22 protein-coding genes are annotated in these 22,855 nt (G+C 70.6%); 17 read left to right on the top strand and 5 right to left on the bottom strand.

The window, feature by feature from the left end; all coding sequences use genetic code 11:
* Nucleotides 1-58 precede the first annotated feature (58 nt).
* A complete protein-coding gene (locus HLK59_RS24580) occupies nucleotides 59-1,222 on the top strand; it encodes a VCBS repeat-containing protein (protein ID WP_171143664.1) in 1,164 nt (387 codons plus the stop codon).
* Between the two features lie 74 nt (nucleotides 1,223-1,296).
* Here the strand turns inward: HLK59_RS24580 and HLK59_RS24575 are convergent, their stop codons facing one another.
* The gene (locus tag HLK59_RS24575) at nucleotides 1,297-2,844 is read right to left on the bottom strand and encodes a multicopper oxidase domain-containing protein (RefSeq protein WP_171143663.1); all 1,548 of its coding nucleotides are present in this window, start codon (nucleotides 2,842-2,844) and stop codon (nucleotides 1,297-1,299) included.
* 213 nt (nucleotides 2,845-3,057) lie between these two features.
* Complete coding sequence (locus tag HLK59_RS24570) at nucleotides 3,058-3,720, bottom strand: N-acetylmuramoyl-L-alanine amidase (protein WP_171143662.1); 663 nt, start codon at nucleotides 3,718-3,720, stop codon at nucleotides 3,058-3,060.
* A 60-nt stretch (nucleotides 3,721-3,780) separates the two neighbouring features.
* Here HLK59_RS24570 and mnmA point away from each other — a divergent pair, with 60 nt between their 5' ends.
* A complete protein-coding gene (mnmA, locus tag HLK59_RS24565) occupies nucleotides 3,781-4,908 on the top strand; it encodes a tRNA 2-thiouridine(34) synthase MnmA (RefSeq protein ID WP_171143661.1) in 1,128 nt (375 codons plus the stop codon).
* On the opposite strand, the gene HLK59_RS24560 is transcribed toward mnmA, so the two are convergent.
* Together HLK59_RS24560 and HLK59_RS24555 are read right to left on the bottom strand one after the other, a co-directional pair.
* Nucleotides 4,898-5,680, bottom strand: a complete 783-nt coding sequence (locus HLK59_RS24560) for an alpha/beta hydrolase (RefSeq protein WP_171143660.1) — start codon at nucleotides 5,678-5,680, stop codon at nucleotides 4,898-4,900. The two genes, mnmA and HLK59_RS24560, sit on opposite strands and share 11 nt — an antisense overlap.
* Before the next feature lie 28 nt (nucleotides 5,681-5,708).
* Nucleotides 5,709-6,035, bottom strand: a complete 327-nt coding sequence (locus HLK59_RS24555) for a DUF427 domain-containing protein (RefSeq protein WP_171143659.1) — start codon at nucleotides 6,033-6,035, stop codon at nucleotides 5,709-5,711.
* Nucleotides 6,036-6,113: 78 nt separating this feature from the next.
* Here HLK59_RS24555 and HLK59_RS24550 point away from each other — a divergent pair, with 78 nt between their 5' ends.
* The 10 genes from HLK59_RS24550 (at nucleotide 6,114) to gatB (ending at nucleotide 17,405) form a co-directional block, all read left to right on the top strand.
* The gene (locus HLK59_RS24550; RefSeq protein ID WP_171143658.1) at nucleotides 6,114-6,740 is read left to right on the top strand and encodes a class I SAM-dependent methyltransferase; all 627 of its coding nucleotides are present in this window, start codon (nucleotides 6,114-6,116) and stop codon (nucleotides 6,738-6,740) included.
* Nucleotides 6,737-7,276, top strand: a complete 540-nt coding sequence (locus HLK59_RS24545; protein ID WP_171143657.1) for a TIGR00730 family Rossman fold protein — start codon at nucleotides 6,737-6,739, stop codon at nucleotides 7,274-7,276. Before HLK59_RS24550 ends, HLK59_RS24545 begins: the two co-directional genes overlap by 4 nt.
* Nucleotides 7,277-7,302: 26 nt before the next feature.
* Nucleotides 7,303-7,992 (top strand): SDR family oxidoreductase, encoded by a 690-nt coding sequence (locus HLK59_RS24540; protein WP_171143656.1) that lies wholly within the window; start codon nucleotides 7,303-7,305, stop codon nucleotides 7,990-7,992.
* Nucleotides 7,989-8,987, top strand: coding sequence for a methionine synthase (locus HLK59_RS24535; protein WP_171143655.1), 999 nt, complete (start codon nucleotides 7,989-7,991; stop codon nucleotides 8,985-8,987). The genes HLK59_RS24540 and HLK59_RS24535 overlap by 4 nt, the downstream gene beginning before the upstream one ends.
* Nucleotides 8,988-9,002: 15 nt before the next feature.
* Nucleotides 9,003-11,195, top strand: a complete 2,193-nt coding sequence (gene ligA / locus HLK59_RS24530) for an NAD-dependent DNA ligase LigA (RefSeq protein ID WP_171143654.1) — start codon at nucleotides 9,003-9,005, stop codon at nucleotides 11,193-11,195.
* Between the two features lie 281 nt (nucleotides 11,196-11,476).
* Nucleotides 11,477-13,708: a bifunctional diguanylate cyclase/phosphodiesterase gene (locus HLK59_RS24525; RefSeq protein WP_171143653.1), complete on the top strand. Its 2,232-nt coding sequence runs from the start codon at nucleotides 11,477-11,479 to the stop codon at nucleotides 13,706-13,708.
* A gap of 126 nt (nucleotides 13,709-13,834) precedes the next feature.
* Nucleotides 13,835-14,131 (top strand): Asp-tRNA(Asn)/Glu-tRNA(Gln) amidotransferase subunit GatC, encoded by a 297-nt coding sequence (gatC, locus tag HLK59_RS24520; RefSeq protein ID WP_007384860.1) that lies wholly within the window; start codon nucleotides 13,835-13,837, stop codon nucleotides 14,129-14,131.
* A gap of 5 nt (nucleotides 14,132-14,136) precedes the next feature.
* Nucleotides 14,137-15,639 carry an Asp-tRNA(Asn)/Glu-tRNA(Gln) amidotransferase subunit GatA gene (gene gatA / locus HLK59_RS24515; protein ID WP_171143652.1) on the top strand — a complete coding sequence of 501 codons (1,503 nt, stop codon included), beginning with the start codon at nucleotides 14,137-14,139 and terminating at the stop codon, nucleotides 15,637-15,639.
* A complete protein-coding gene (locus HLK59_RS24510) occupies nucleotides 15,636-15,875 on the top strand; it encodes a hypothetical protein (protein WP_171143651.1) in 240 nt (79 codons plus the stop codon). The genes gatA and HLK59_RS24510 overlap by 4 nt, the downstream gene beginning before the upstream one ends.
* A 15-nt stretch (nucleotides 15,876-15,890) precedes the next feature.
* The gene (gatB, locus tag HLK59_RS24505) at nucleotides 15,891-17,405 is read left to right on the top strand and encodes an Asp-tRNA(Asn)/Glu-tRNA(Gln) amidotransferase subunit GatB (RefSeq protein ID WP_171143650.1); all 1,515 of its coding nucleotides are present in this window, start codon (nucleotides 15,891-15,893) and stop codon (nucleotides 17,403-17,405) included.
* Between the two features lie 49 nt (nucleotides 17,406-17,454).
* Here the strand turns inward: gatB and HLK59_RS24500 are convergent, their stop codons facing one another.
* On the bottom strand, nucleotides 17,455-18,258 hold the full coding sequence (locus HLK59_RS24500; protein WP_171143649.1) for a methyltransferase domain-containing protein: 804 nt from the start codon (nucleotides 18,256-18,258) through the stop codon (nucleotides 17,455-17,457).
* A 138-nt stretch (nucleotides 18,259-18,396) separates the two neighbouring features.
* Here HLK59_RS24500 and HLK59_RS24495 point away from each other — a divergent pair, with 138 nt between their 5' ends.
* The 5 genes from HLK59_RS24495 (at nucleotide 18,397) to HLK59_RS24475 (ending at nucleotide 22,704) form a co-directional block, all read left to right on the top strand.
* The gene (locus tag HLK59_RS24495) at nucleotides 18,397-18,699 is read left to right on the top strand and encodes a hypothetical protein (protein WP_171143648.1); all 303 of its coding nucleotides are present in this window, start codon (nucleotides 18,397-18,399) and stop codon (nucleotides 18,697-18,699) included.
* A gap of 191 nt (nucleotides 18,700-18,890) precedes the next feature.
* Nucleotides 18,891-21,119: an MMPL family transporter gene (locus tag HLK59_RS24490; RefSeq protein ID WP_171143647.1), complete on the top strand. Its 2,229-nt coding sequence runs from the start codon at nucleotides 18,891-18,893 to the stop codon at nucleotides 21,117-21,119.
* Nucleotides 21,097-21,669: a GNAT family protein gene (locus HLK59_RS24485; protein WP_171143646.1), complete on the top strand. Its 573-nt coding sequence runs from the start codon at nucleotides 21,097-21,099 to the stop codon at nucleotides 21,667-21,669. Before HLK59_RS24490 ends, HLK59_RS24485 begins: the two co-directional genes overlap by 23 nt.
* Nucleotides 21,670-21,704: 35 nt before the next feature.
* On the top strand, nucleotides 21,705-22,322 hold the full coding sequence (locus tag HLK59_RS24480) for a hypothetical protein (RefSeq protein WP_171143645.1): 618 nt from the start codon (nucleotides 21,705-21,707) through the stop codon (nucleotides 22,320-22,322).
* Nucleotides 22,323-22,518: 196 nt separating this feature from the next.
* Nucleotides 22,519-22,704 carry a hypothetical protein gene (locus HLK59_RS24475; protein ID WP_171143644.1) on the top strand — a complete coding sequence of 62 codons (186 nt, stop codon included), beginning with the start codon at nucleotides 22,519-22,521 and terminating at the stop codon, nucleotides 22,702-22,704.
* The last annotated feature ends 151 nt before the right edge of the window (nucleotides 22,705-22,855 follow it).

Raw genomic sequence — 22,855 nt, 5'->3', positions numbered from 1 at the left:
GGTGTTGGTCTACCTTCGGTGGGCGCCGCCGCCCCTGCTGTCGACAGAAGGCCGTGACATGACCGTCGAGCCATCGCCCGCACACCGCGCCGTCCGGCAGACCGGCCTCGCCGTCGTGGCCGCCCTGTTCCTCCTCGGCGCGGCGGGCGCGACGCCGGCCGTCGCCGAGGTGAGTGAGTCCTGCGCGGGTTCTCCGACGTACATCCCCCTGGACACCTCGGCGGAGGCTTCCACCAACACCCGCCACGTCGTCATCGTGGACCTGAACGGTGACGGCGCGCAGGACACGGTCGCCGCGAACCTCGAAGCGGCTTCGGTGACCGTGCTGCTCGGCAACGGTGACGGGACCTTCGCCGAGGGCACCTCCTACACCGTCGGGACCCGCCCGTACCAGACGGTGGCGGCCGACTTCGACGGCGACGGCAGCCCCGACCTGGCCACCGCCGACTTCGGCGGCGCCCGGGTGAGTGTGCTGCTGAACGAGGGTGACGGAACGTTCGGCGCGGCCTCGGCGATCGACGTCGGCGCCTCGCCGCGGGCCCTGGCCACCGGTGACCTCGACGGCGACGGCGCGGCCGACCTCGTCGTCGCCGAACAGGGCCCGAGCACGGTGCGGGTGCTGCTGGGGCGCGGCGACGGCACCTTCGAGGACCGGGGCCAGACCGCCACGGGCAGCCAGCCGCACGGTGTCGTCGTCGGCGACTACGACGGTGACGGTTCGGCGGACGTGGCCACCGCGAGCGTCGGCAGCGCCGGGATCAGCGTCCTGCTCGGCGACGGCACGGGCGCGCTGGGCGCGTCGGCCCAGTACGCCGCGACCTCCCGCCTCTACTCCCTGGCGCAGGGCGACTTCGACGGCGACGGCGCGCTCGACCTGGCCACGGTGAGCAACGGCTCCAACGCCCTGGACGTGCTCCTCGGCGACGGCGACGGGACGTTCGGCGCCGCCACCACGTACGCCACCTCCGCGCTGCCGGTCGCGGTGGGCGCCGCCGACCTGGACGGCGACGGCATCTCCGACCTCATGGTCTCGTCGCTGCGGGGCAACTCGGTCAGCCCGTTCCTGGGCGCGGCGAGTGGTGAACCGACCCCGCTCGCCGAGGTGTCCGCGCCCGGTGCCTACGATGCCGCGGCCGCCGATCTGGACGGCGACGGTGTACCCGACCTCGCGGTGGCGAACAGCACCGGAGGACAGGTCGACGTGTTCAAGGGCAGCTGCTAGACCCTTCAGCAGGCTGCCGCCGGCACTTCCACTGCCGGCGGCAGCCGTCCCAAGGGGCTGTGAGCAGGTGCCGGCTAGCTCTCCGTGACCATGAGGGAGGCCATCATTCCCTCGTCCTCGTGCTGGAGCAGATGGCAGTGGAGCATGTACATGTACGTGTCGTCGGCGAAGTCGGTGAACTCCATGGCGATCACTATCGTGCCGCCGCCGACGACTTCGTAGGTGTCACGCCAGCCGAGGTCGACCCCGGTGGGGTCCTCCCCGTTGACCGAGATCAGCTGGTAGGGCACGTCGTGCAGATGGAACGAGTGTTCCAGCTGGCTGGCGTTGGTGATCGTCCAGATCTCCTTGGCGCCCAGCGTGGTGCTGATCATGGCCATGCTGGCCATGGTGAGACCGGCCGAGCCGTTGATCTTCATGGTCGCGCCCGTGTTGCTGAGCGTGATCGTGCGGGCCGTGAAGTCGGTGGTGTCGTACCGGTCGATGGTGTTGAGGGTGCTCGGCAGGTCGTCGGGTGAGTCGCTGCCGCCCGCGCTGACGGTGAGGAAGTCGAAGGTGCCCGAACCACCGCGGATCCAGCCGGTGGTGATGACGACCTGGAGGGTGACGTCCTCGGTGACGTCCATGACGAACTCGGCGCGGGAGCCGGCCACCAGCCGGATGGTGGTGACCTCGGCGGCCTCCGTCAGATAGCCCTGCTCGGTGGCGATCTGGGTCAGGGTGCCGCCGTCGCTGCGCTGGATGGTGATGATGTCGGCGGGCGAGGCGTTCAGTGCCCGGAAGCGGTTGCGGGTCTTGGTGGCGGTGAAGCCGAGGGTGGTGTCGTCGACGTTGGTGCCGTTCACCAGGACCGGGAAGCTGAGGCCGCTGGTGAGGTATCCGGCCTGGTCGTACTTGATGTCACCGGCGCTGTCGACGGCCAGGCACTGGAAGATCAGCGGGATGTCGTCGACGCCGTAGTCGCCGGGCAGGGCGGCGGAGGTGTCCGAGTCGTCCTCCACGATGATCATCCCGGCGAGGCCGTGGACAGCCTGCTTGGCCGTGGTGCCCAGGGCGTGCGGGTGGTACCAGAGGGTCTTGGCCTCGTCGAGGACCTCGAAGGTGGGCTCCCAGGTCGTCCCGGCGGAGAACGCGTTCTGCGGGCCGCCGTCCATCTTCGGCGGGACGTGCGCCCCGTGGAAGTGGACAGTGGTGTCCTCGTCGAGGTTGTTGGTGATGTCCAGCAGGACGGTGTCGCCCTTGGTCCACTTCAGGGTCGGGCCGAGGAACGACTGGTTGTAGCCGGACGTGGTGCTGGAGACCCCGCTGAGCACCTCGGTCGTGCCGGTCTGCGTGGCCAGCGTGAACGTGGTGGTGCCGTCGGACGCGGTGCCCTCCAGCAGGTCGGGGATGACCAGGCTGCCGTCGGCGGCGGCCGCCTTGTTGCGGGTGCCCTCGGTCAGCAGGGAGAAGGCGGCTCCGGCCGCGCCGACCGAGGCCAGGCCGACCCCGGCCATCCCGCCGAGGAACTTCCGCCGGTGCAGGGCCTTCTTACGGCCCCTGCCCTCCTTGGTGTGCTCGCCCTTGGTTTCCTGACCGTCTCTCGTGTGCGCGCCCTTGTCGGGCTCGGTGGTGTGTGTCATGGCCGTGGAGCTTTGGCCCGGGAGCTGTGCGAAGACTGGGGCGAAGTTGGGTGCGAGCCGGGAATCCTGTGGATCGTGAGAAAGGCCTTTCGCGCCCCAACTCCCTTGAAAAAAAGCCAAGTCGGCACACCGCAGGTCAGCGTCGGAGTGCGGAACACATCGGGCGGGGCCCGTTCATGAATTGTTCACAATAACGCGAACATGTGACCTGCGTCACACTTCCGCGCCGACCTCGCGCACGAGCTTCATGTACCGGTCCCAGTCCCAGTGCTCACCGGGGTCGGTGTGGTCCGTCCCCGGCACCTCCACGTGCCCGATGATGTGCTCGCGGTCCACGGGTATGTCGTAGCGCGCGCAGATCCGGGCGGTCAGCCGGGCCGAGGCCGCGTACATCTCGTCCGTGAAGTCCTCGGGCCGGTCCACGAAGCCCTCGTGCTCGATGCCGACACTGCGCTCGTTGTAGTCGCGGTTGCCCGCGTGGTAAGCCACGTCCAGCTCGCGGATCATCTGGGTGACCCGGCCGTCCTTGCCGACGATGTAGTGCGCGGCCGCCTGGTGCCCCGGATCCTGGAAGGCCTTCACCGCACTGGCGAAGCTGCCCTGGGTGACATGGACGACCACCATGTCTATGCCGTAGTCGTCCGGCCGGTCAGCGCGCCGCCAGTTGGCGTCCGAGGCCGCGACCCAGCGTGCGCCGGTGTAGTCGACCTCGCCCTCCTTGCGCGGCTTCTCCACGCCGGGCGTGCGCCACCACAGCCGCGCCAGCTCGTCCCGGGCCAGCACACCGGTGCCCACCGCGGCCGCCGCCCCGCCGATCAGCAGGGCGCGGCGCCCGATGCGCCGGTCGCCGTCCTTGGATGCCTCTCTCGCCCCCATGTGATCGTCAACGGATACTCGTGGGCTCCGGTTCCCGCGCCCCCGTACCCTTGAAGAGTTATGACTCACTCCACGCAGCGCCCCCTCCGTGTCCTCGCCGCCATGTCCGGCGGTGTGGACTCCGCCGTCGCCGCCGCCCGTGCCGCGGAAGCCGGCCACGACGTGACCGGCGTCCACCTCGCCCTCTCGGCGAACCCGCAGTCGTTCCGCACAGGCGCGCGTGGCTGTTGCACCATCGAGGACTCCCGCGACGCCCGCCGCGCCGCGGACGTCATCGGCATCCCGTTCTACGTCTGGGACCTCGCCGACCGCTTCCGCGAGGACGTCGTCGAGGACTTCGTCGCCGAGTACGAGGCGGGCCGCACCCCGAACCCGTGCCTGCGCTGCAACGAGAAGATCAAGTTCGCCGCCCTGCTCGACAAGGCGCTCGCGCTGGGCTTCGACGCAGTCTGCACCGGCCACTACGCCCAGGTGATCGTGCGTCAGGACGGCTCGCGCGAACTGCACCGCGCCTCCGACATGGCGAAGGACCAGTCGTACGTCCTCGGCGTCCTCGACGAGAAGCAGCTCGCCCACGCGCTCTTCCCGCTCGGCGACACGGTCACGACCAAGGACGAGATCCGCGCGGAGGCCGAGCGCAGGGGCTTGGCGGTCGCCAAGAAGCCCGACTCCCACGACATCTGCTTCATCGCCGACGGCGACACCCAGGGCTTCCTCGCGAACCGCCTCGGCAAGGCGGAGGGCGACATCGTCGACGAGTCGGGCGCGAAGATCGGCACCCACGAGGGCGCCTACGGCTTCACCATCGGCCAGCGCAAGGGGCTGCGCATCGGCACCCCGGCCGCCGACGGCAAGCCGCGCTATGTCCTGGACATCTCCCCGGTGAACAACACCGTGACGGTCGGCCCGGCCGCCGCCCTGGACGTCGACGCGCTGACGGCCGTCAAGCCCCGCTGGTGCGGCACCGCCCCGGCCGGCCCCGGCACCTACACCGCCCAGCTCCGCGCCCACGGCGGCGAGACGGAGGTGACCGCGGAGCTGGTCGACGGCGAGCTGCGGGTGTCGTTCACCGAGCCCGTCCGCGGCGTCGCCCCCGGCCAGGCGATCGTGCTGTACGACGACACGCGCGTGGTCGGCTCGGCGACGATCGCGACGACCACGCGCGCGAGGGCGGGCGCTAGCGCGTGAACCAGTCCGCCAGCACCGGAGCCAGAGCGTTCGGGTCGACCATGTGGGTCTGACCCTCCAGGTTCCGGTACGACCCTTGCGGCACCGCCTCCGCGACCGCCCGGGTGGCCCCCTGGAGCCACTCGGGGCTCGCGCCTCCCGCGACCGCCAGGACGGGGACGGTGACCGAGGCCAGCCGGTCCCGGGGCACCAGACCGTCGCCCAGGACGGCGTTGTCGTAGGCCAGGGTCGGTGCGACGGCCTCCATGGCGGGCCAGCCGGGGGAGTGGCGGGCGCCCTGGATCATCTCGTCGGGCATGTCGACGAGCCGGAGGAACAGCTCGACCGCGTCACCGCGCCGGCCCTGGGCGAGGGCGGCGGTCAGGTTCTCGGTGTACTCGGCCCGCTCCTTCGCACCGTGCTCCGAGAAGTCCGCGAACGGCGTCTCGTACACGGCGACCCGGCGCACCGGCAGCCCGCTCGCGGCCGCCCGGAGCACCAGCGCCCCACCGGAGGAGATCCCGTACAGACACGCCTCACCGCCCGCCGCCTCGACCAGCGCGGCGAGGTCCTCGACCTCACGCTCCACCGCGTACGGGGCCGTGTCACCGCTCTCGCCGCGGCCCCGGCGGTCGTACACGAGGACCGTGAACCGGTCCGACAGCGGCACGGCCAGCGGAGCGACCGTGCCGCCCGTCGACATCGCCCCGCTCACGAGGATCACGGCAGGGCCCTGCCCGGTGGAGGCGTAGGCGATGGGTGTGCCGTCGCGGGAAAGAGTCTTCTTGTCCATGCCGGTGAGACTCCCACCCGCCGCCGGACTAATCGGTGATTTCCACGTCGTAGAAGCAGAGGTGGTCCTTGATCTCGGCCACGCCCGGCTTCGGGTCGGGATACGCCCAGACCAGGTCCGCCGCGTCCGGCAGCGACCAGTACGAGGCCGTCCCCTTGAAGGGGCAGACGGTGTGGGTGTCCGACGGGGTCAGCAGGTCCAGGCGTACGTCCTCGGCGGGGATGTAGTAGCGCACCGGAGAGCCCGTCTCGCGCAGGACGAGGGGCCGGTCGGTCTCCGCGAGGACCTGGTCGCCGTGGACGACGCGGACGTGCGCGGTGCCTTTCTCGACGGTGATGCGGTGTCCTGGTGGCACGGTCGGGCCTCCTCGGGGTAGCCGTCCTGTCGAAGGTGCAGCGCGCGCAGGACCCGAGTTCTTCCCGAGGAGGTCCTCATGGGAGCCGCAGATCCGTCCGGAGAGCACGGGAACGTCGTCCACCGGACGCAGTTCGACCATCTGCTCCAGTTCGACTACCTGCTGACCCACGGCCTGCGACCGGAGCACCATGTGCTCGAGATCGGCTGCGGGAACCTCCGCGCGGGACGCCTCCTCATCGACCACCTGGACACCGGCCACTACTACGGCATCGACATCTCACCGGCCATGCTGCTCGGCGCCCAGGGCACCCTCGTACGCGAGGGCCTTCAGTCCAAACTGCCGCATCTGGTGCTCGTCGGTGACCTGACCTTCGGTTTCCTGCCCGAGGGGTACTTCGACGTCGTCCACGCGCACAGTGTCTTCTCGCACTCGCCCCGGCAGGTCGTCGAGCAGTGCCTCGCGCATGTGGGCCGCGTCCTCGCACCCGGCGGATTCTTCGACTTCACCTTCAACCGCACCGAGGGCCGCGGACTCCGGGCGCCCCACGAGGACTTCTCCTACCGGACGCGGACCCTGGCCGGACTCGCCGCACGCCACGGTCTGAAGGCCCGGTTGATGGACGACTGGGCGCGGCTGCCGCACCGGCAGTCGAAGATCCGCGCGACCCTGATGTCGGACCGGGCCCGTACGGTGGGCCCATGAACATCTGCGTCTTCCTCTCCGCCGCCGACCTCGACGAGCGCTACACCCGCCCCGCGCGGGAGTTCGCGGAACTGCTCGGCAAGGGCGGCCACACACTGGTGTGGGGCGGCTCGGACGTCGGACTGATGAAGGTCGTCGCGGACGGCGTGCACGCGGCGGGCGGCCGGCTCGTCGGCGTCTCCGTCGAGTTCCTGGCCGCCAAGGTCCGCCCCGGGGTCGACGAGATGGTCATCGCGAAGGACCTCGCCGAGCGCAAGAAGCTGCTCCTGGAGAAGGCCGACGCCGTGGTGATCATGGTGGGCGGCACGGGCACGCTCGACGAGGCGACGGAGATCCTGGAGCTGAAGAAGCACGGCCACACCGACAAGCCGGTGGTCCTGCTGAACTCCGCGGGCTTCTACGACGGCCTCAAGGAGCAGTTCCGGCGCATGGACGACGAGGGCTTCCTGCCGCGTCCGCTGACCGACCTGGTGTTCTTCGCGGAGGAGCCGGTGGGGGCGCTGGCGTACCTGGAGGAGAGCCAGGGCATCGGGTGACCCCCGGGTGATGCGAGCATGGCGGCATGGCTACACATGTGATCACCGGGGCGGGCTCCGGCATCGGCGCGGCGGTGGCCCGCCGTCTGCACGCGCGCGGGGACGAACTCGTGCTCCACGCGCGCGACGCGGGCCGTGCGAAGGAACTGGCGGCCGAGTTCCCCGGGGCGAGCACTCTCGTCGGAGACCTGTCCGACCCGGACAAGCTGTCCTGGGCCTTCTCCCACCAGACGCTCCCCGGCCGGGTCGACTCCCTGCTGCACATCGCGGGAGTGGTCGACCTGGGACCGGTCGGTGACCTGACCCCCAAGTCCTGGCGACACCAGCTCAACGTCAACCTGATCTCCCCCGCCGAGCTGACCCGGCACTTCCTGCCCCAACTCCGTACCGCGCGCGGGCACGTGGTGTTCGTCAACTCGGGTGCGGGTCTGCGGGCCAGTGCGGAGTGGTCGGCGTACGCCGCCTCCAAGCACGGCCTGAAGGCCCTGGCGGACTCCCTGCGCAACGAGGAGCACGGCAACGGCGTCCGCGTCACCTCGGTGTACCCGGGCCGCACGGCGAGCCCCATGCAGGTGAAGGTCCACCAGCAGGAGGGCAAGGAGTACGACCCCTCGGAGTGGATCGACCCCGAGTCCGTCGCCACGACCATCCTCACGGCGATCGACCTGCCCAGGGACGCGGAGATCAACGACCTGACGGTGAGGCCGGGACGGTGACCGGTTTCGCCTTCGCTCCCGCCACCGGAGTGGGCTCCCTCCCCTCGGGCGACGCCAGGGAGGCCGCGAAGACGGCCACCGGTTCCTTCGACGACTTCCCGTTCCTGCCCGAGCTCCCCGCACGCGGACCCGGCGCGGACATGATCGGGCGGACCGCCGGGATGCTCGTCGAGGTGTTCGCGCGCGTCGAGCCCAGCGGGTGGCGGATCGGGGACCGGCCGGGCCGGGACACCAAGCGCGCCCGGTCCTGGCTCGGTGAAGACCTGGACGCCCTGGAGGAGTTCACCCAGGGATACGAGGGCCTGCTCAAGGTGCAGGCGGTCGGCCCCTGGACGCTCGCCGCCGCGCTGGAACTGAGGAACGGCGAGGCAGCCCTCGGCGATCCCGGCGCCTGCCGGGACCTGGCCGCGTCCCTCGCCGAGGGCCTGCGCGAACACCTCGCCGAGGTGCGGCGCCGCATCCCCGGCGCCCAGCTCGTCCTCCAGCTCGACGAGCCCTCCCTCGCCGCCGTGCTCCGCGGACAGGTCAGGACCGCCAGCGGCTACCGCACCCACCGCGCCGTCGACCGGCAGGTCGTCGAGGCGACCCTCCGCGACGTCGTCGGGGTTCACGCCGACGGCCCCGTCGTGGTCCACTCGTGCGCACCGGACGTCCCGTTCGCCCTTCTGCGCAGGGCGGGTGCGGCGGCGATCTCCTTCGACTTCAGCCTTCTCACCGAGCGTGACGACGACGCGATCGGTGAGGCGGTGGAGAGCGGCACCCGGCTCTTCACCGGTGTCGTGCCCGGCACGGACACGGCATTGTCGGACCCTGCCGGTAGCGTCATGGGTGTCAGGACGCTGTGGCGCAGGTTGGGGCTGCATCCGGGACTTCTCGCGGAGGCGGTCACGGTCACTCCGGCGTGCGGACTCGCGGGGGCCTCCCCGGGTTACGCGCGCAAGGCGCTCGCCCACTGCGTCCAGGCGGCGAGATCCCTCGCGGACAACCCAGAGTAACGGGAGGACAACACGGTGGCCGGCGACAAGCAAGCGGAGACGACGGTGCCCGCGGAGGCACGGGAGCAGCACGCGAAGCTCGCTGAGCAGATCGAGGAGCACCGCTTCCGGTACTACGTGAAGGACGCCCCGGTCGTCAGCGACGCGGAGTTCGACAGGCTCCTGCGCTCGCTGGAGGCGCTGGAGGAGGAGTACGGCGAGCTGCGGACGCCGGACTCGCCGACGCAGAAGGTCGCGGGGGCCTATGAGACGGAGTTCACCTCCGTCGAACACCGCTCCCGCATGCTCTCCCTCGACAACGCCTTCAGCGACGAGGAGTTGGCGGCCTGGGCCGAGCGCGTCGCCAAGGACGTCGGCACCTCTGACTACCACCTCCTGTGCGAACTGAAGGTCGACGGTCTCGCCGTCAACCTGACGTACGAGCAGGGCCGTCTCGTCCGTGCGGCGACCCGCGGCGACGGCCGCACCGGCGAGGACATCACGCCCAACGTCCGGACCATCGCGGAGATCCCGGACCGGCTCACCGGCGACAAGGTCCCCGACCTAGTGGAGATCCGCGGCGAGGTCTACTTCCCGATGGAGAAGTTCGAGGAGCTCAACGCCCGTCTGGTCGAGGCCGGCGACAAGCCCTTCGCCAACCCGCGCAACGCGGCGGCCGGTTCGCTGCGCCAGAAGGACCCGCGCGTCACCGCCACCCGCCCCCTGCACATGGTCGTGCACGGCATCGGTGCCCTGGAGGGCTTCGACGGCATGACCCGCCTCTCCGAGGCCTACGACCTGCTCAAGACCTGGGGTCTGCCCACCGCCCAGTACAACAAGGTGGTCGACGGACTCGACGGCGTACGGGAGTTCATCGCCTACTTCGGCGAGAACCGCCACTCGGTGGAGCACGAGATCGACGGCGCGGTCGTCAAGCTCGACGAGATCCGCCTCCAGGGACGCCTCGGCTCCACGGCCCGCGCGCCCCGCTGGGCGATCGCCTACAAGTACGCGCCCGAAGAGGTCAACACCAAGCTGATCGACGTCAAGGTCGGCGTCGGCCGCACCGGTCGCGTCACGCCGTACGCCCAGGTCGAACCGGTCACGGTCGCGGGCTCCGAGGTCGAGTTCGCCACCCTGCACAACCAGGACGTCGTCAAGGCCAAGGGCGTCCTCATCGGTGACACCGTGGTGATCCGCAAGGCCGGTGACGTCATCCCGGAGATCCTCGGCCCGGTCGTGGACCTGCGCGACGGCAGCGAGCGCGCGTTCGTGATGCCCGCCGAGTGCCCGGAGTGCGGGACGCCGCTGAAGCCCATGAAGGAAGGGGACATCGACCTGCGGTGCCCCAACGCGCGCACCTGCCCCGCGCAGTTGAGGGAGCGCGTCTCCTACCTCGCGGGCCGTGAGTGCCTGGACATCGAGCACTTCGGCAATGTGGCGGCCGCCGCGCTCACCCGCCCCCTGGAGCCGGCCGACCCGCCGCTCGTCGACGAGGGCGACCTCTTCGACCTCACGGTGGAGAAGCTGCTCCCGATCAAGGCGTACGTCCTCGACCAGGACAGCGGGCTGCCCAAGCGGGATCCGAAGACGGGCGAGGAGAAGGTCGTCACCGTCTTCGCCAACCAGCAGGGCGAGCCGAAGAAGAACACGCTCGCCCTGCTCAAGAACATCGAGGAGGCCAAGAGCCGCCCGTTCGCCCGTTTCCTCAACGGCCTCTCGATCCGCCATGTCGGTCCGGTCGCCGCCCAGGCCCTGGCCCGTGAGTTCCGCTCGATCGAGCGGATCGAGCAGGCCACGGAAGAGGAGCTGGCCGGCACCGACGGGGTCGGCGGGATCATCGCGAAGTCGCTCAAGGAGTGGTTCGCCGAGGAGTGGCACCAGGAGATCCTCCGCAAGTGGCGGGCCGCCGGTGTCCGCATGGAGGAGGAGGGCTCCGGCGAGGACGAGGGCCCCCGCCCCCTCGAAGGCCTCACCGTCGTCGTCACCGGCACCCTGGAGCGCTTCACCCGTGACGGCGCCAAGGAGGCATTGCAAACTCTGGGTGCGAAAGTGACCGGTTCTGTTTCGAAGAAGACGTCTTTCGTCGTTGTGGGTGACAATCCAGGTTCGAAGTACGACAAGGCGATGCAGCTGAAGGTGCCCGTTCTGAACGAGGACGGCTTCGACGTCCTGCTGGAACAGGGACCCGAGGCGGCCGCCGAAGTCGCGCTTCCGACCGAGGAGTAGGCGAGGAGCAGGACGGAGCAGCGGTTGAAGGCCACCCGATCGGCGCATACCAGATGCATACGGGTGGCCGGGGCGCATTCGGGCAACCGTCGACGACCGCTGCCCGTGGAAGCCTTCCGCGGCCTACTGTTGAGATGTGCGCCCGCCGTGCCCAGCTGCGGTTGGGGCATCCCCTTGCTCCTCCAGAGCAGGGGGAAGGGCTTTCCAACGCGGCGCCGCAGAGGGTTTGTCGGGCAACGGGCCGCGTGGCGTGGGCACCGCCGGCTGTGAGAGGGACGGGAATGGAACCGACCGAGAGCGCCGCCCCGGACTCACGGCTGCGCCGGCTGACGAGCGCCTGGCAGGGGAGCCGCTGGGCGACGCGGTCCGCGAACCGTCCGGGCGAGGAGACACGCGCCCTCGGACCGTACTCCACGGGAGGCGGACGCAACTCCGTACAGCTCACCGACCACACTCCCGGGCTGCCGGGCTCCGGGCCCGAGCGGCATCTGTCCTGGCCCGCACTGCCCACCGGGGTCGTCGCGGCGGCCGGGTTCGTGCTCGGCGCCGGCTTCTACCGCGCCTTCACCGAGGGCCACGCGCTCTTCCCGTCCGGCACCGTCGGCTGGTCCCTGGCCGTCCTCACCGGCGTCATCGTCGGCCACCTGGTCGCCCTCGGCCGCGCCCGCTGGTGGGGCGGCACCGGCTCGGGCGCCGCCCTCACCCTCGCCGTCCTGATGCTGTACGGCTGGGTGCCCGCCGGCATGGTCAGCCTCACCGTCGTCGTCCTGGTCGGCATAGCCAGGCGCAACCGCTGGCGACAGGGCGTCCTGCACGGCGCGGTGGACATCCTCGGCATCGGCGCCGGCGCCCTGGTGCTGGCCGCCTTCGGCCGTGTCCCGTCCGTCGAGGCCCCCTGGAACCCCGACACCTGGACCCTCTACACCGCCCCCGAGGTGCTCCTCGTCGCGGCCGCCTACCTCGTGGTCACCCGCACCCTGCTGTGGTACCTGCACGCCCCGCGCACCGGCGGTCTGCCCACCGTGGCCCGCACCGCCCTCGTCAGACAGGGACTGGTCGCCGTCGCGCTGCTCGGCATCGCACCGCTGGTCTGCGTCGTCGCCGTCGCCAAACCGGTGCTGCTGCCGCTCTTCGCGATCCCGCTCATCGCCCTCGACTCCACCCTGTGGATAGCCCGGGCCCGGGCGGAGGAGCAGCTGCGCGACCCGCTGACCGGGCTCCCCAACCGGCAGTGGCTCCTCGAACGGATCTGGACCGCCCTGGACGACGCCGAGCGCATCGGCGCCCGGGCCGCCCTCATGCTCATCGACCTCGACCGCTTCCGTTCGGTCAACGACACCCTGGGCCACCTGGCCGGTGACCGGCTGCTCCTCCAGATAGCCGACCGGCTCCAGGCGGCCCTGCCGCGCGGAGCGGAGGCCGCACGGCTCGGCGGTGACGAGTTCGCCGTCTTACTGCCCGTCGCCGACTCGACGACGTCCGCGACCCGGGTGGCCCGCAACCTCGTCGCGGCCCTCAGCTCCCCCCTCGACCTCGACGGGCTCACCCTCGTCCTGGAGGCCAGCGCCGGCGTCGCCGTCTTCCCCGACCACGCCCTGGACGCCGAGGGGCTGCTGCGCCGGGCGGACGTGGCGATGTACCAGGCGAAGCGGGACCGCACGGGTGTCGAGGTCTACGAGTCCAAGCGGGACTCCAACACCCCCGACCGCCTCGGTCTGCTGGGCGACCTGCGGCGCGCGCTGGACGCGCACGAGGTCCAGCTGCACTACCAGCCCAAGGTCCGCTTCGACGGCCAGGTGGCGGGCCTGGAGGCCCTCGTCCGCTGGGTGCACCCGGAGCGCGGGAAGGTGCCGCCGGACGAGTTCATCGCCATCGCCGAGTCGTCCGGACTGATGCCGCACCTCACCGAGTACGTCCTCGACACCGCGCTCGCCCAGGTGGCCAAGTGGCGCGCCCAGGGCCTGCACGTGCCCGTCGCGGTCAACGTCTCCCCGCGTGACGTCCACACCCCCGGCTTCGCCGGCTCCGTCGCCGCCCGGCTGGCCCGGCACGGCGTCCCCGCGGGCTCGCTCCAGCTGGAGATAACCGAACACGTGCTCCTGGAGGACCCGCAGCGCGCCGCCGACACCCTCGCCGGGCTGACCGGGCACGGCGTGAAGATGTCCCTGGACGACTTCGGCACGGGCTACTCGTCCCTGGTGCATCTGCGCCGGCTGCCGGTGAGTGAGCTGAAGATCGACCGTTCCTTCGTGGCCCGGCTGGCCATCGACACCGAGGACGCGGAGATCGTGCGGTGCACGGTCGACCTCGCGCACTCGCTCGGCCTGCTGGTCGTCGCGGAGGGCGTGGAGGACGACGAGACCTGGGAGCGGCTGCGCGACCTGGGCTGTGACGCCGTACAGGGCTGGCTGGTCGCGGCGGCGATGCCGGCCGAGGAGACCACGGCGTGGCTGCGGGCCCGCGGGTCGCGGGGGTGGCAGCGGCCGAGGGCGGCGTTGCCGGCGGCGGAGTGAGCGCCTCGGAAGGGCCGATCGGGGGCGCCTGTCCAGGCACCCCCTCCGAATCCGTTTAACGGCCGGAGGCACTCGCCCCATAGGATTGGCCCCAAACCACACGCACTCACCCCAGAGGATCGCTGCATGCCTGGCATCACGCGCGAGGAGGTCGCCCACCTCGCACGGCTGGCGCGTCTGGAGCTGAAGCCCGAAGAGCTCGAGCACTTCGCGGGACAGCTGGACGACATCATCGGCGCGGTCGCACGCGTCAGCGAGGTCGCCGACCAAGACGTACCGCCGACCTCGCACCCGCTTCCGCTGACGAACGTCATGCGGGCGGACGAGGTCCGTCCGTCGCTCACCCCCGAGCAGGCGCTCTCCGGCGCCCCGGCCCAGGAGCAGCAGCGTTTCAAGGTGCCGCAGATCCTGGGGGAGGACTAATCACCATGACGGACCACAGCAGCATCATCCGGCTCACCGCCGCTGAGACCGCCGCGAACATCGCCTCCGGCGTACTCACGGCGGTCGAGGTCACCGAGGCCCACCTCGCCCGTATCGAAGAAGTCGACACGAAGGTGCACGCCTTCCTGCACGTCGACCGCGAGGGCGCGCTGGCGCAGGCCCGTGCCGTCGACGAGAAGCGCGAGCGCGGGGAGACGCTGGGCCCGCTGGCCGGCGTACCCCTCGCGCTCAAGGACATCTTCACCACCGAGGGGATCCCGACCACCGTCGGCTCCAAGATCCTCGAAGGCTGGATCCCGCCGTACGACGCGACCCTCACCAAGCGCCTCAAGGCCGCCGACGTCGTCATCCTCGGCAAGACCAACATGGACGAGTTCGCCATGGGGTCCTCCACCGAGAACAGCGCCTACGGCCCGACCGGCAACCCCTGGGACCTCACCAGGATCCCCGGCGGCTCCGGCGGCGGCTCCTCCGCCGCGCTCGCCGCGCACATGGCCCCCCTCGCCATCGGCACCGACACCGGCGGCTCCATCCGCCAGCCGGCCTCCGTCACCGGCACGGTCGGCGTGAAGCCCACGTACGGAGCGGTCTCCCGCTACGGCATGGTCGCCTTCTCCTCGTCCCTCGACCAGGGCGGGCCCTGCGCCCGTACGGTCCTGGACGCGGCGCTGCTGCACGAGGTCATCGCCGGGCACGACCCGCTCGACTCCACCTCGATCGACGCCCCGGTCCCGCCGGTCGTCGAGGCCGCCCGCAACGGCAGCGTCGAGGGCATGCGCGTCGGCGTCGTCAAGCAGTTCCGCGGCGAGGGCTACCAGGCCGGTGTCATCCAGCGCTTCGACGAGTCCGTCGCGCTGCTGAAGGACCTGGGCGCCGAGATCGTCGAGCTGGACTGCCCGTCCTTCGACCTCGCCCTGTCGGCGTACTACCTGATCGCGCCGTCCGAGTGCTCGTCCAACCTCGCCCGCTTCGACGGCCTGCGCTACGGCGTCCGCACGGGCGACGACGGCACCCACTCGGCCGAAGAGGTCACCTCCCTCACCCGTGAGGCGGGCTTCGGCCCCGAGGTGAAGCGCCGCATCATGCTCGGCACGTACGCGCTCAGCTCCGGCTACTACGACGCGTACTACGGCAGCGCCCAGAAGGTCCGCACGCTCATCACGCGTGACTTCGAGAAGGCGTTCGAGCAGGTCGACGTCATCGTCTCGCCGACGACGCCCACCACCGCCTTCCCGATCGGCGAGCGCGCCGACGACCCGATGGCGATGTACCTGGCCGACCTGTGCACCATCCCGACGAACCTGGCGGGCAACGCGGCCATGTCGCTGCCGTGCGGTCTGGCGCCCGAGGACAACCTCCCCGTGGGCCTCCAGATCATCGCCCCGGCGCTGAAGGACGACCGTCTGTACAAGGTCGGCGCCGCCGTCGAGGCCGCCTTCGTGGAAAAGTGGGGGCACCCGCTGTTGGAGGAGGCACCGTCGCTGTGAGCAAGCTGACCAAGGCCAAGGACTTCAAGAAGTCCAAGTCCGGTACGTACCTGTCGATGGCCACCACCGCGTTCGGCGCGGTCGGCGTCGCCAAGCAGATCAAGAAGGCCCGGGGCGAGCACGACACCCTGCGGCTGATCGACGCCACCGTGTCCGCCGTCGCCATCGTCACCGGCCTCGCCATCCTCTACCGCGAGCTGAAGCGGCTGGGCGACGACGACGTCCTGCTGGGCTGAGAGGGAAGTTTCACCGTGACCACCACGACCGACCTGGAGTCGTACGAGGACGCTCTCGCGTCGTACGACCCCGTCATGGGCCTTGAGGTCCATGTCGAACTCGGCACCAAGACCAAGATGTTCTGCGGCTGTTCGACCGAACTCGGTCAGGACGCCAACACGCAGACCTGTCCCGTCTGCCTCGGCCTGCCCGGCGCGCTCCCGGTCGTCAACGCGATCGGCGTCGAGTCGGCGATCAAGATCGGTCTCGCGCTGAACTGCGAGATCGCCGAGTGGTGCCGCTTCGCCCGGAAGAACTACTTCTATCCGGACATGCCGAAGAACTTCCAGACCTCCCAGTACGACGAGCCGATCGCCTTCGACGGCTACCTCGACGTACAGCTGGAGGACGGCGAGATCTTCCGGGTGCAGATCGAGCGCGCCCACATGGAGGAGGACACCGGCAAGTCGACGCACGTCGGCGGCGCGACGGGCCGTATCCACGGCGCCTCGCACTCGCTCCTCGACTACAACCGCGCCGGCATCCCGCTCATCGAGATCGTCACCAAGCCGATCGAGGGCGCCGGCGAGCGCGCGCCCGAGGTCGCCAAGGCGTACGTCCGTGAGCTGCGCGAGCTCATCAAGGCGCTCGGTGTGTCGGAGGCCCGCATGGAGATGGGCCAGATGCGCTGCGACGTGAACCTGTCGCTGCGCCCGCACGGCCGCGAGAAGTTCGGCACGCGCTCCGAGACGAAGAACGTCAACTCGCTGCGTTCCGTGGAGCGTGCGGCCCGCTTCGAGATCCAGCGGCACGCCGCGGTCCTGAACAGCGGCGGCACGATCATCCAGGAGACCCGGCACTTCCACGAGGACACGGGGTCCACGACCTCGGGCCGCGTGAAGGAGGAGGCCGAGGACTACCGGTACTTCCCCGAGCCGGACCTCGTTCCGGTGGCCCCCTCGCGCGAGTGGGTCGAGGAGGTCCGCGCCGGGCTGCCCGAGCTGCCGCGGGTGCGCCGCGCGCGGCTGCTGGAGGAATGGGGCATCAGCGCCTTCGACATGCAGTCGATCACCAACGCCGGTGCGCTGGACCTCATCGTCGCGACCATCGACGCCGGTGCCGACGCGGCCTCCGCCCGCAAGTGGTGGATGGGCGAACTCGCCCGCAGCGCCAACGAGTCCGCCACGTCGCTGGACGAGCTGGCCATCACGCCCGAGCAGGTCGCCCGGGTCACCGAGCTCGTCTCGAAGGGTGACCTCAACGACAAGCTGGCCCGCCAGGTCATCGAAGGCGTCCTCGCGGGCGAAGGCACCCCGGACGAGGTCGTCGACAAGCGCGGTCTGAAGGTCGTCTCGGACGAGGGTGCCCTCGGCACCGCCGTCGACGAGGCCATCGCCGGCAACCCGGGCATCGCCGACAAGATCCGCTCCGGCAAGGTGGCGGCCGCCGGCGCCCTGGTCGGCGCGGTCATGAAGGCGACCCGCGGTCAGGCCGACGCGGCCCGCGTCAAGGAGCTGATCCTGGAGAAGCTGGGCGTCAGCGAGGGCTGAGACCCGTCGTAGGCAGGGCCCCGGAGGTCGTACCTCCGGGGCCCCGCTGTCACTTACGGCGTCCCACGACCCGCGCGAAACCGAGCACATGCTCGACGTCGGCGTGCATCAGGTCGACCGACCAGCGCGCCATGTCCGCCATGAACTCGCTCGGGCTCTCCGCGGCGCACACCTCGCTCCACAGCAGCCAGTCGCGCCAGCCGTCCTCCAGCCAGTCGGCCGTCTCGACCGCGGCCCCGCCGCGCGTCCACAGCCGCCGCCACCAGGCGGGGGAGTGGAACGCCCAGAAACCGGGGTCCTTCTCCCAGTACTCCTTCAGATGCGCCGGAGGCTCGTCGCCCGCCGGTTCCTCCCGAAGCGCCGGTACGACGATCCCGATCCGCCCGCCCGGCTTCAACAGCCGCGTCAGCGTGGGCAGATACAGGTCGTTCGTGCCGAAGTACTGATACGCGTCGACGGAGACGATCGCGTCGAACGTCCCCTCGCCGAACGGCAGGTCGTGCGCCTCGGCGTACACCGGCAGCACACGGTCGGCGACTCCCGCCTCGGCGACGCGTACGGCGTTCTCGTCGGCCCTGACCCACAGGTCGGCGGCGGTGACCTGGACGTCGTACTCCTTGGCGAGGAACACGGAGGTCATGGCGCGGCCGCAGCCCAGGTCGAGGACGCGGGCACCGGGGCGCAGGTTCTCCAGCCCCAGCGCGGGCGCCAGCCACTCCAGCAGCCACAGGGCGTGCGGGCCCATCTGGTTCTCGATCGTCCAGCGGACGTCGTAGTGGTTGCTGCGTGTCCAGCGCGGGTGGGTCAGACGGCTAGTGAGGTCGTCCGAGGTCCCTGAGGTGATGTCTGACATCGGTGAACGGGCTCCTTGAGTCCTTCGTAGGAAAGAGAGATGCGTAGGAGCTCGGTCGGACCTTCAAACAATGCACCCGCTTCGGTCAGGGGCGTAGCCGCCCGGGATTCTCAGCCGGACACGCTACGCTCGCCCGCCATGAACGCGCACCCGGATTCCGAGTCCGACATAGAGGGGGAGTACGACGACGAGGTGCTGGACGCCCGGCGGGCGCGCTGGACGTCCTCCGGCACCGGAACCCTCTTGGCCCTCGCGGGCCTCGCCGCGTCGGTGCTGCGGCTGAGCGGTGCCGCTCCCACGCTGGTGCCGGCCGCCTACGCCTTCGGAGCCGCCGTCTGCGCGCTCGCGGCGGTCCTGGGTTCCCGGGGACGCACCCGCAGGGCGCTGTGGCTGCTGATCGTCGGCGTGATGGTGATGGCACTGGGCGACCAGTTCGACTGAGGTGACAGAGCGGACGTTACTGTCCTGTGATCTGTCTCCCACTCCTGTGAATAAACGCACGAATGCGTTAAACGATCATTTCTGACTGCAAGAGTGGTCTCCGCATTGCTCATGCGTTCTTTGCGGGCCGTTCAACTCATGGACGACTGTTCCCGGTCAAAGATCCATAAATCCACCCGGGAGCACGTTTCGTGGCAGCCCTCGCACGCTGGTGTGTCCAGCGCCGCCTCGTCGCCGTCCTGCTGTGGCTCCTCGCCTTCGGCGGGGTGACCGCGGCGGCCGTGGCCACCGGCTCGGCGTACTCGAACGACTACGAGGTCCCCGGCACCGAGTCGGGCCGCGCCACCCAGCTGCTGCGGGAGGGTTTCCCGGAGCTCGGCGGTGACAGCGACACCGTCGTCTGGCACACCACGTCCGGCACGGTCCGTGCCTCCGCCGTCGAACAGACCATGACCCGGACCCTCGACGAGATCGCCGATCTGCCCGGAGTGGCCGCCGTCGTCAGCCCCTACGACGAGCAGGGCGCCGCCCAGATCAGCGAGAACGGCCGTACCGCGTACGCCACGGTCACCTTCGACGACCGGGCCGAGGACATCGACGCGGCCGAGGTGCGGTCCGTCGTCGACACCGCCGAGGAGGCCGCGAGCGACGGGCTCCAGGTGGAGCTGGGCGGCAGCGCCATCGCCCTCACCGAGTCCTCGGGCGGACACCTGGCCGAGGCCGTCGGCGTACTCGTCGCCGCGCTCGTGCTGTTCCTCGCCTTCGGCTCGCTCGCCGCCTCGCTGCTGCCCATCGCCACCGCGCTGGTGAGCGTCGGCACCGCGTACGCCGGGATCGTGCTGCTCGGGCACGCCATGACCGTCGCCGACTTCGCACCCATGCTCGGCATGCTGATCGGACTCGGCGTCGGCATCGACTACGCCCTGTTCATCGTGACCCGGCACCGGCGCGGACTGAAACGCGGGCTGGGCGTCGCCGAGTCCATATCCAACGCCGTCACGACCACCGGACGGGCGGTCGTCTTCGCGGGTGCCACGGTTTGCATCGCCCTGCTGGGCATGCTGATCCTCCGGCTGAGCTTCCTCAACGGCGTCGCGATAGCCGCCTCGCTCACCGTCGTCCTCACCGTCGCCGCCTCCGTCACCCTGCTGCCCGCCCTGCTCTCCTTCATCGGCATGCGCGCCCTCAGCCGGCGCGAGCGACGGCACCTGGACGAGCACGGGCCCCAGCCCGAGGTGCCGACCGGGCTCGCCGCACGCTGGTCGGCGTTCGTGGAACGGCACCCCAAGCTGCTCGGCGCGGTCGCCCTGGTCGTCATGACCGTCCTGGCCCTGCCCACGCTCGGGCTGCACCTCGGCACCTCCGACCAGGGCAACAACCCGAAGATATCCACCACCCGCCAGGCCTACGACCTGCTCGCCGACGGCTTCGGCCCCGGCGTCAACGGCCCGCTGACCCTGGTGACCCACATCGACGGCGCCGAGGACAAGCTCCTCCTCGACAACCTCGACGCCACCATCCGCACCACCGAGGGCGTCGCCTCGGTGACGCCGGTGACCTACAACAGCGCCGGTGACATCGGCTACTTCACGATCGTCCCGACCTCGTCCCCGCAGTCCCAGCAGACCAGCGACCTCGTCGACCGGCTGCGCACCGAGGTGCTGCCCCGCGCCGAGACCGGCACCTCGCTCGACATCCAGGTCGGCGGTGTCACGGCGTCGTACGACGACTTCGCCGAGGTGATCGTCGGCAAGCTGCCCCTGTTCGTCGGCGTCGTCATCGGTCTGGGCTGTCTGCTGCTCCTGCTCGCCTTCCGGTCCGTCGGCATCCCGCTGAAGGCCGCCGCGATGAACGTCGCCGCGGTCGCCGCGGCCTTCGGGATCGTCGTCGCGATCTTCCAGTGGGGCTGGGGGAGCGAGCTGCTGGGCCTCGGCCGGGCGGGACCGATCGAGCCCTTCCTCCCGGTGATCATGGTGTCCGTGCTCTTCGGGCTCTCCATGGACTACCAGGTCTTCCTGGTCAGCCGGATGTACGAGGAGTGGCTGGAGACCGGCGACAACCGACGGGCGGTCCGCGTCGGCCTCGCCGAGACCAGCCGGGTGATCAACTCCGCCGCGGTCATCATGATCTCGGTCTTCCTCGCCTTCGTCCTCAGCGGCGACCGCGTGATCGCCATGTTCGGCATCGCCCTCGCCGCCGCCGTCGCCCTCGACGCCTTCGTCCTGCGCACACTGCTCGTCCCCGCCCTCATGCACCTGCTCGGCGGCGCCAACTGGTGGCTGCCGGGCTGGCTGGACCGCCGGATGCCACGCATCAGCATCGAGCCGCCGGAGTGCCGCGCCCCGCGTGAAAGGGTGGAGGACGTCGTGGCGGAGCTGGAGAGGGAGCAGGACGAGGATGTACGCGATATCGCTGGGTGACGGCGCCGAACTGCGGCCCCTCGAGCCCTGGCACGCCGAGGAGTTCCTGGCGAACCTGGAGCGCGGCCGGGAGTTCATCGGGCAGTTCATCCCCTTCGGCTCCCAGGCCGTCGACGTGGAGTCCGCGCGCGAGACCCTCCAGCGCTACGCCCGGATGCGTGTCGACGACACCGGCGGCTACCACGGCATCTGGCTGGACGGAAAGCTCGTCGGCGGGGTGCTCACCCTCAACTTCGACGCGGCGCAGGGCAACTGCGAGGTCGGCTGCTGGCTGGAACCCGCCGCCACCGGACGCGGGCTGATCACCCGGGCGATGCGGTTGCTCATCGACTGGATGGTCGAGGGACGCGGCGTCCACCGGATCGAATGGGTCGCAGCCGCCGGAAACACCCCCAGCCTGAACGTGGCCCGCCGGCTGGGAATGACCCGCGACGGCGTCCACCGTCAGGCGCACCTCTATGGTGGGACCCGGCACGATCTCGAGGTTTGGTCGGTGCTGGCGCCCGAGTGGCGTGAGGCACGCACGCGTGCCGCTCACAACGATCATTAAGAGACCTCTCAGACTGCGTCCGTACGGTGCGAGGTATGGGAACCAAGACTGCTGACGAGACCGGGGCCGAGACGGGCCCCGAGGTGAAGACCGACGAGGAGAAGGTGGACGTCACGAAGAGCGACGCCGTGGGCGCCGACGAGGTGACCGAGGCCGACTCCGAGCTCGGGACCGACTCCGGGACCGAGGCCGACGACGCCGAGGACGGCGACGAGGCCGAGGTTCTCGAGGGCCTCGCCGAGGACGAGAAGGAGGGCCCGTCCGGCGTCGGCCAGGGCGCGGCCGCGGTCGTGTCCGTCGGGCTCGGCCTGGTCTCCCTCACCGGTGGCTGGATCGGTACGGTCGCCGCCGCCCGCGAGACCCTCGTGGGCCAGCTGGAGACGGCGTCGACCGCGACCGTCGCCACCCAGGTCAAGGAGATCTACGGCGACGCCTGGCAGACCTCCGCTCTGTGGGCCGGCTTCTTCGCGCTGGCCGCGCTGGTCGTGGGCGTCTTCGTGCTGGCCCGGCCCGCCTTCGGGGCGCCCGGCAAGCCGCAGGCCCCGTGGATCAAGTCGGTCGGCTGGGCGGGAGTCGCGCTCGGTGTCATCGGCCTGCTCCTGGCCGTCCTCAAGTACACCGACGTCCTGCTCGGACTGCCGTCCACGAGCTGAATCACCGCAGGTCACCAAGGGGTCTTAGGCCGACCGTAAGCACCTTACGCGGCGCCTGAGGCCCCTTAGGCATGTCTAAGGCCCCCACGGTGGCCGAAGATGCGGAACTCTCCCGATGTGGCGGACCCGCCTCGGAGACGAAGGTTGAGACATCGCAGAAAGCGAAGCACGAAACCGACTCTCCCAAGGGGACACCATGTACGAGTACGAGCTCTCCCAGCTTCGCTCCGCCGACCTGCTCCGTCAGGCCCAGCAGGAGCGGCTGGCCCGCGAGGCCGTCCGCAGCCGTCGCGCCGCCCGCCGTGAGGCAGCCGGCCACGAGGCCGAGGGCGGGGTGCATACCGGGCGCACCCGCCGGCTCCGGTTCCTGCGCGCCGCGTGACCGCGGGGGAGGGGGACGGCCGCCCGCCGACCGAGGCGGCCGTCCCCCCGAACACCGGCACACACGAACAGACCGACGCCGTCCCGCACGCCGGGACGGCGTCGCGGGGTGTCACGGGGCAGACCGGGGCGGGAACGGAGGCGGGGATGGC

This window comes from Streptomyces sp. S3(2020), assembly GCF_013044505.1.
In the GTDB taxonomy this organism is placed as follows: domain Bacteria; phylum Actinomycetota; class Actinomycetes; order Streptomycetales; family Streptomycetaceae; genus Streptomyces.
Note: the sequence above shows the minus strand (reverse complement) of the source record. Positions and strands in the feature narration are given on the sequence as shown.

Coding starts and splice junctions, on each gene's coding strand:
- HLK59_RS24580 (WP_171143664.1), top strand. CDS start 59: ATGACCGTCGAGCCATCGCCCGCACACCGCGCCGTCCGGCAGACCGGC.
- HLK59_RS24575 (WP_171143663.1), bottom strand. CDS start 2,844: ATGACACACACCACCGAGCCCGACAAGGGCGCGCACACGAGAGACGGT.
- HLK59_RS24570 (WP_171143662.1), bottom strand. CDS start 3,720: ATGGGGGCGAGAGAGGCATCCAAGGACGGCGACCGGCGCATCGGGCGC.
- mnmA (WP_171143661.1), top strand. CDS start 3,781: ATGACTCACTCCACGCAGCGCCCCCTCCGTGTCCTCGCCGCCATGTCC.
- HLK59_RS24560 (WP_171143660.1), bottom strand. CDS start 5,680: ATGGACAAGAAGACTCTTTCCCGCGACGGCACACCCATCGCCTACGCC.
- HLK59_RS24550 (WP_171143658.1), top strand. CDS start 6,114: ATGGGAGCCGCAGATCCGTCCGGAGAGCACGGGAACGTCGTCCACCGG.
- HLK59_RS24545 (WP_171143657.1), top strand. CDS start 6,737: ATGAACATCTGCGTCTTCCTCTCCGCCGCCGACCTCGACGAGCGCTAC.
- HLK59_RS24540 (WP_171143656.1), top strand. CDS start 7,303: ATGGCTACACATGTGATCACCGGGGCGGGCTCCGGCATCGGCGCGGCG.
- HLK59_RS24525 (WP_171143653.1), top strand. CDS start 11,477: ATGGAACCGACCGAGAGCGCCGCCCCGGACTCACGGCTGCGCCGGCTG.
- gatC (WP_007384860.1), top strand. CDS start 13,835: ATGCCTGGCATCACGCGCGAGGAGGTCGCCCACCTCGCACGGCTGGCG.
- gatA (WP_171143652.1), top strand. CDS start 14,137: ATGACGGACCACAGCAGCATCATCCGGCTCACCGCCGCTGAGACCGCC.
- HLK59_RS24500 (WP_171143649.1), bottom strand. CDS start 18,258: ATGTCAGACATCACCTCAGGGACCTCGGACGACCTCACTAGCCGTCTG.
- HLK59_RS24495 (WP_171143648.1), top strand. CDS start 18,397: ATGAACGCGCACCCGGATTCCGAGTCCGACATAGAGGGGGAGTACGAC.
- HLK59_RS24485 (WP_171143646.1), top strand. CDS start 21,097: ATGTACGCGATATCGCTGGGTGACGGCGCCGAACTGCGGCCCCTCGAG.
- HLK59_RS24480 (WP_171143645.1), top strand. CDS start 21,705: ATGGGAACCAAGACTGCTGACGAGACCGGGGCCGAGACGGGCCCCGAG.
- HLK59_RS24475 (WP_171143644.1), top strand. CDS start 22,519: ATGTACGAGTACGAGCTCTCCCAGCTTCGCTCCGCCGACCTGCTCCGT.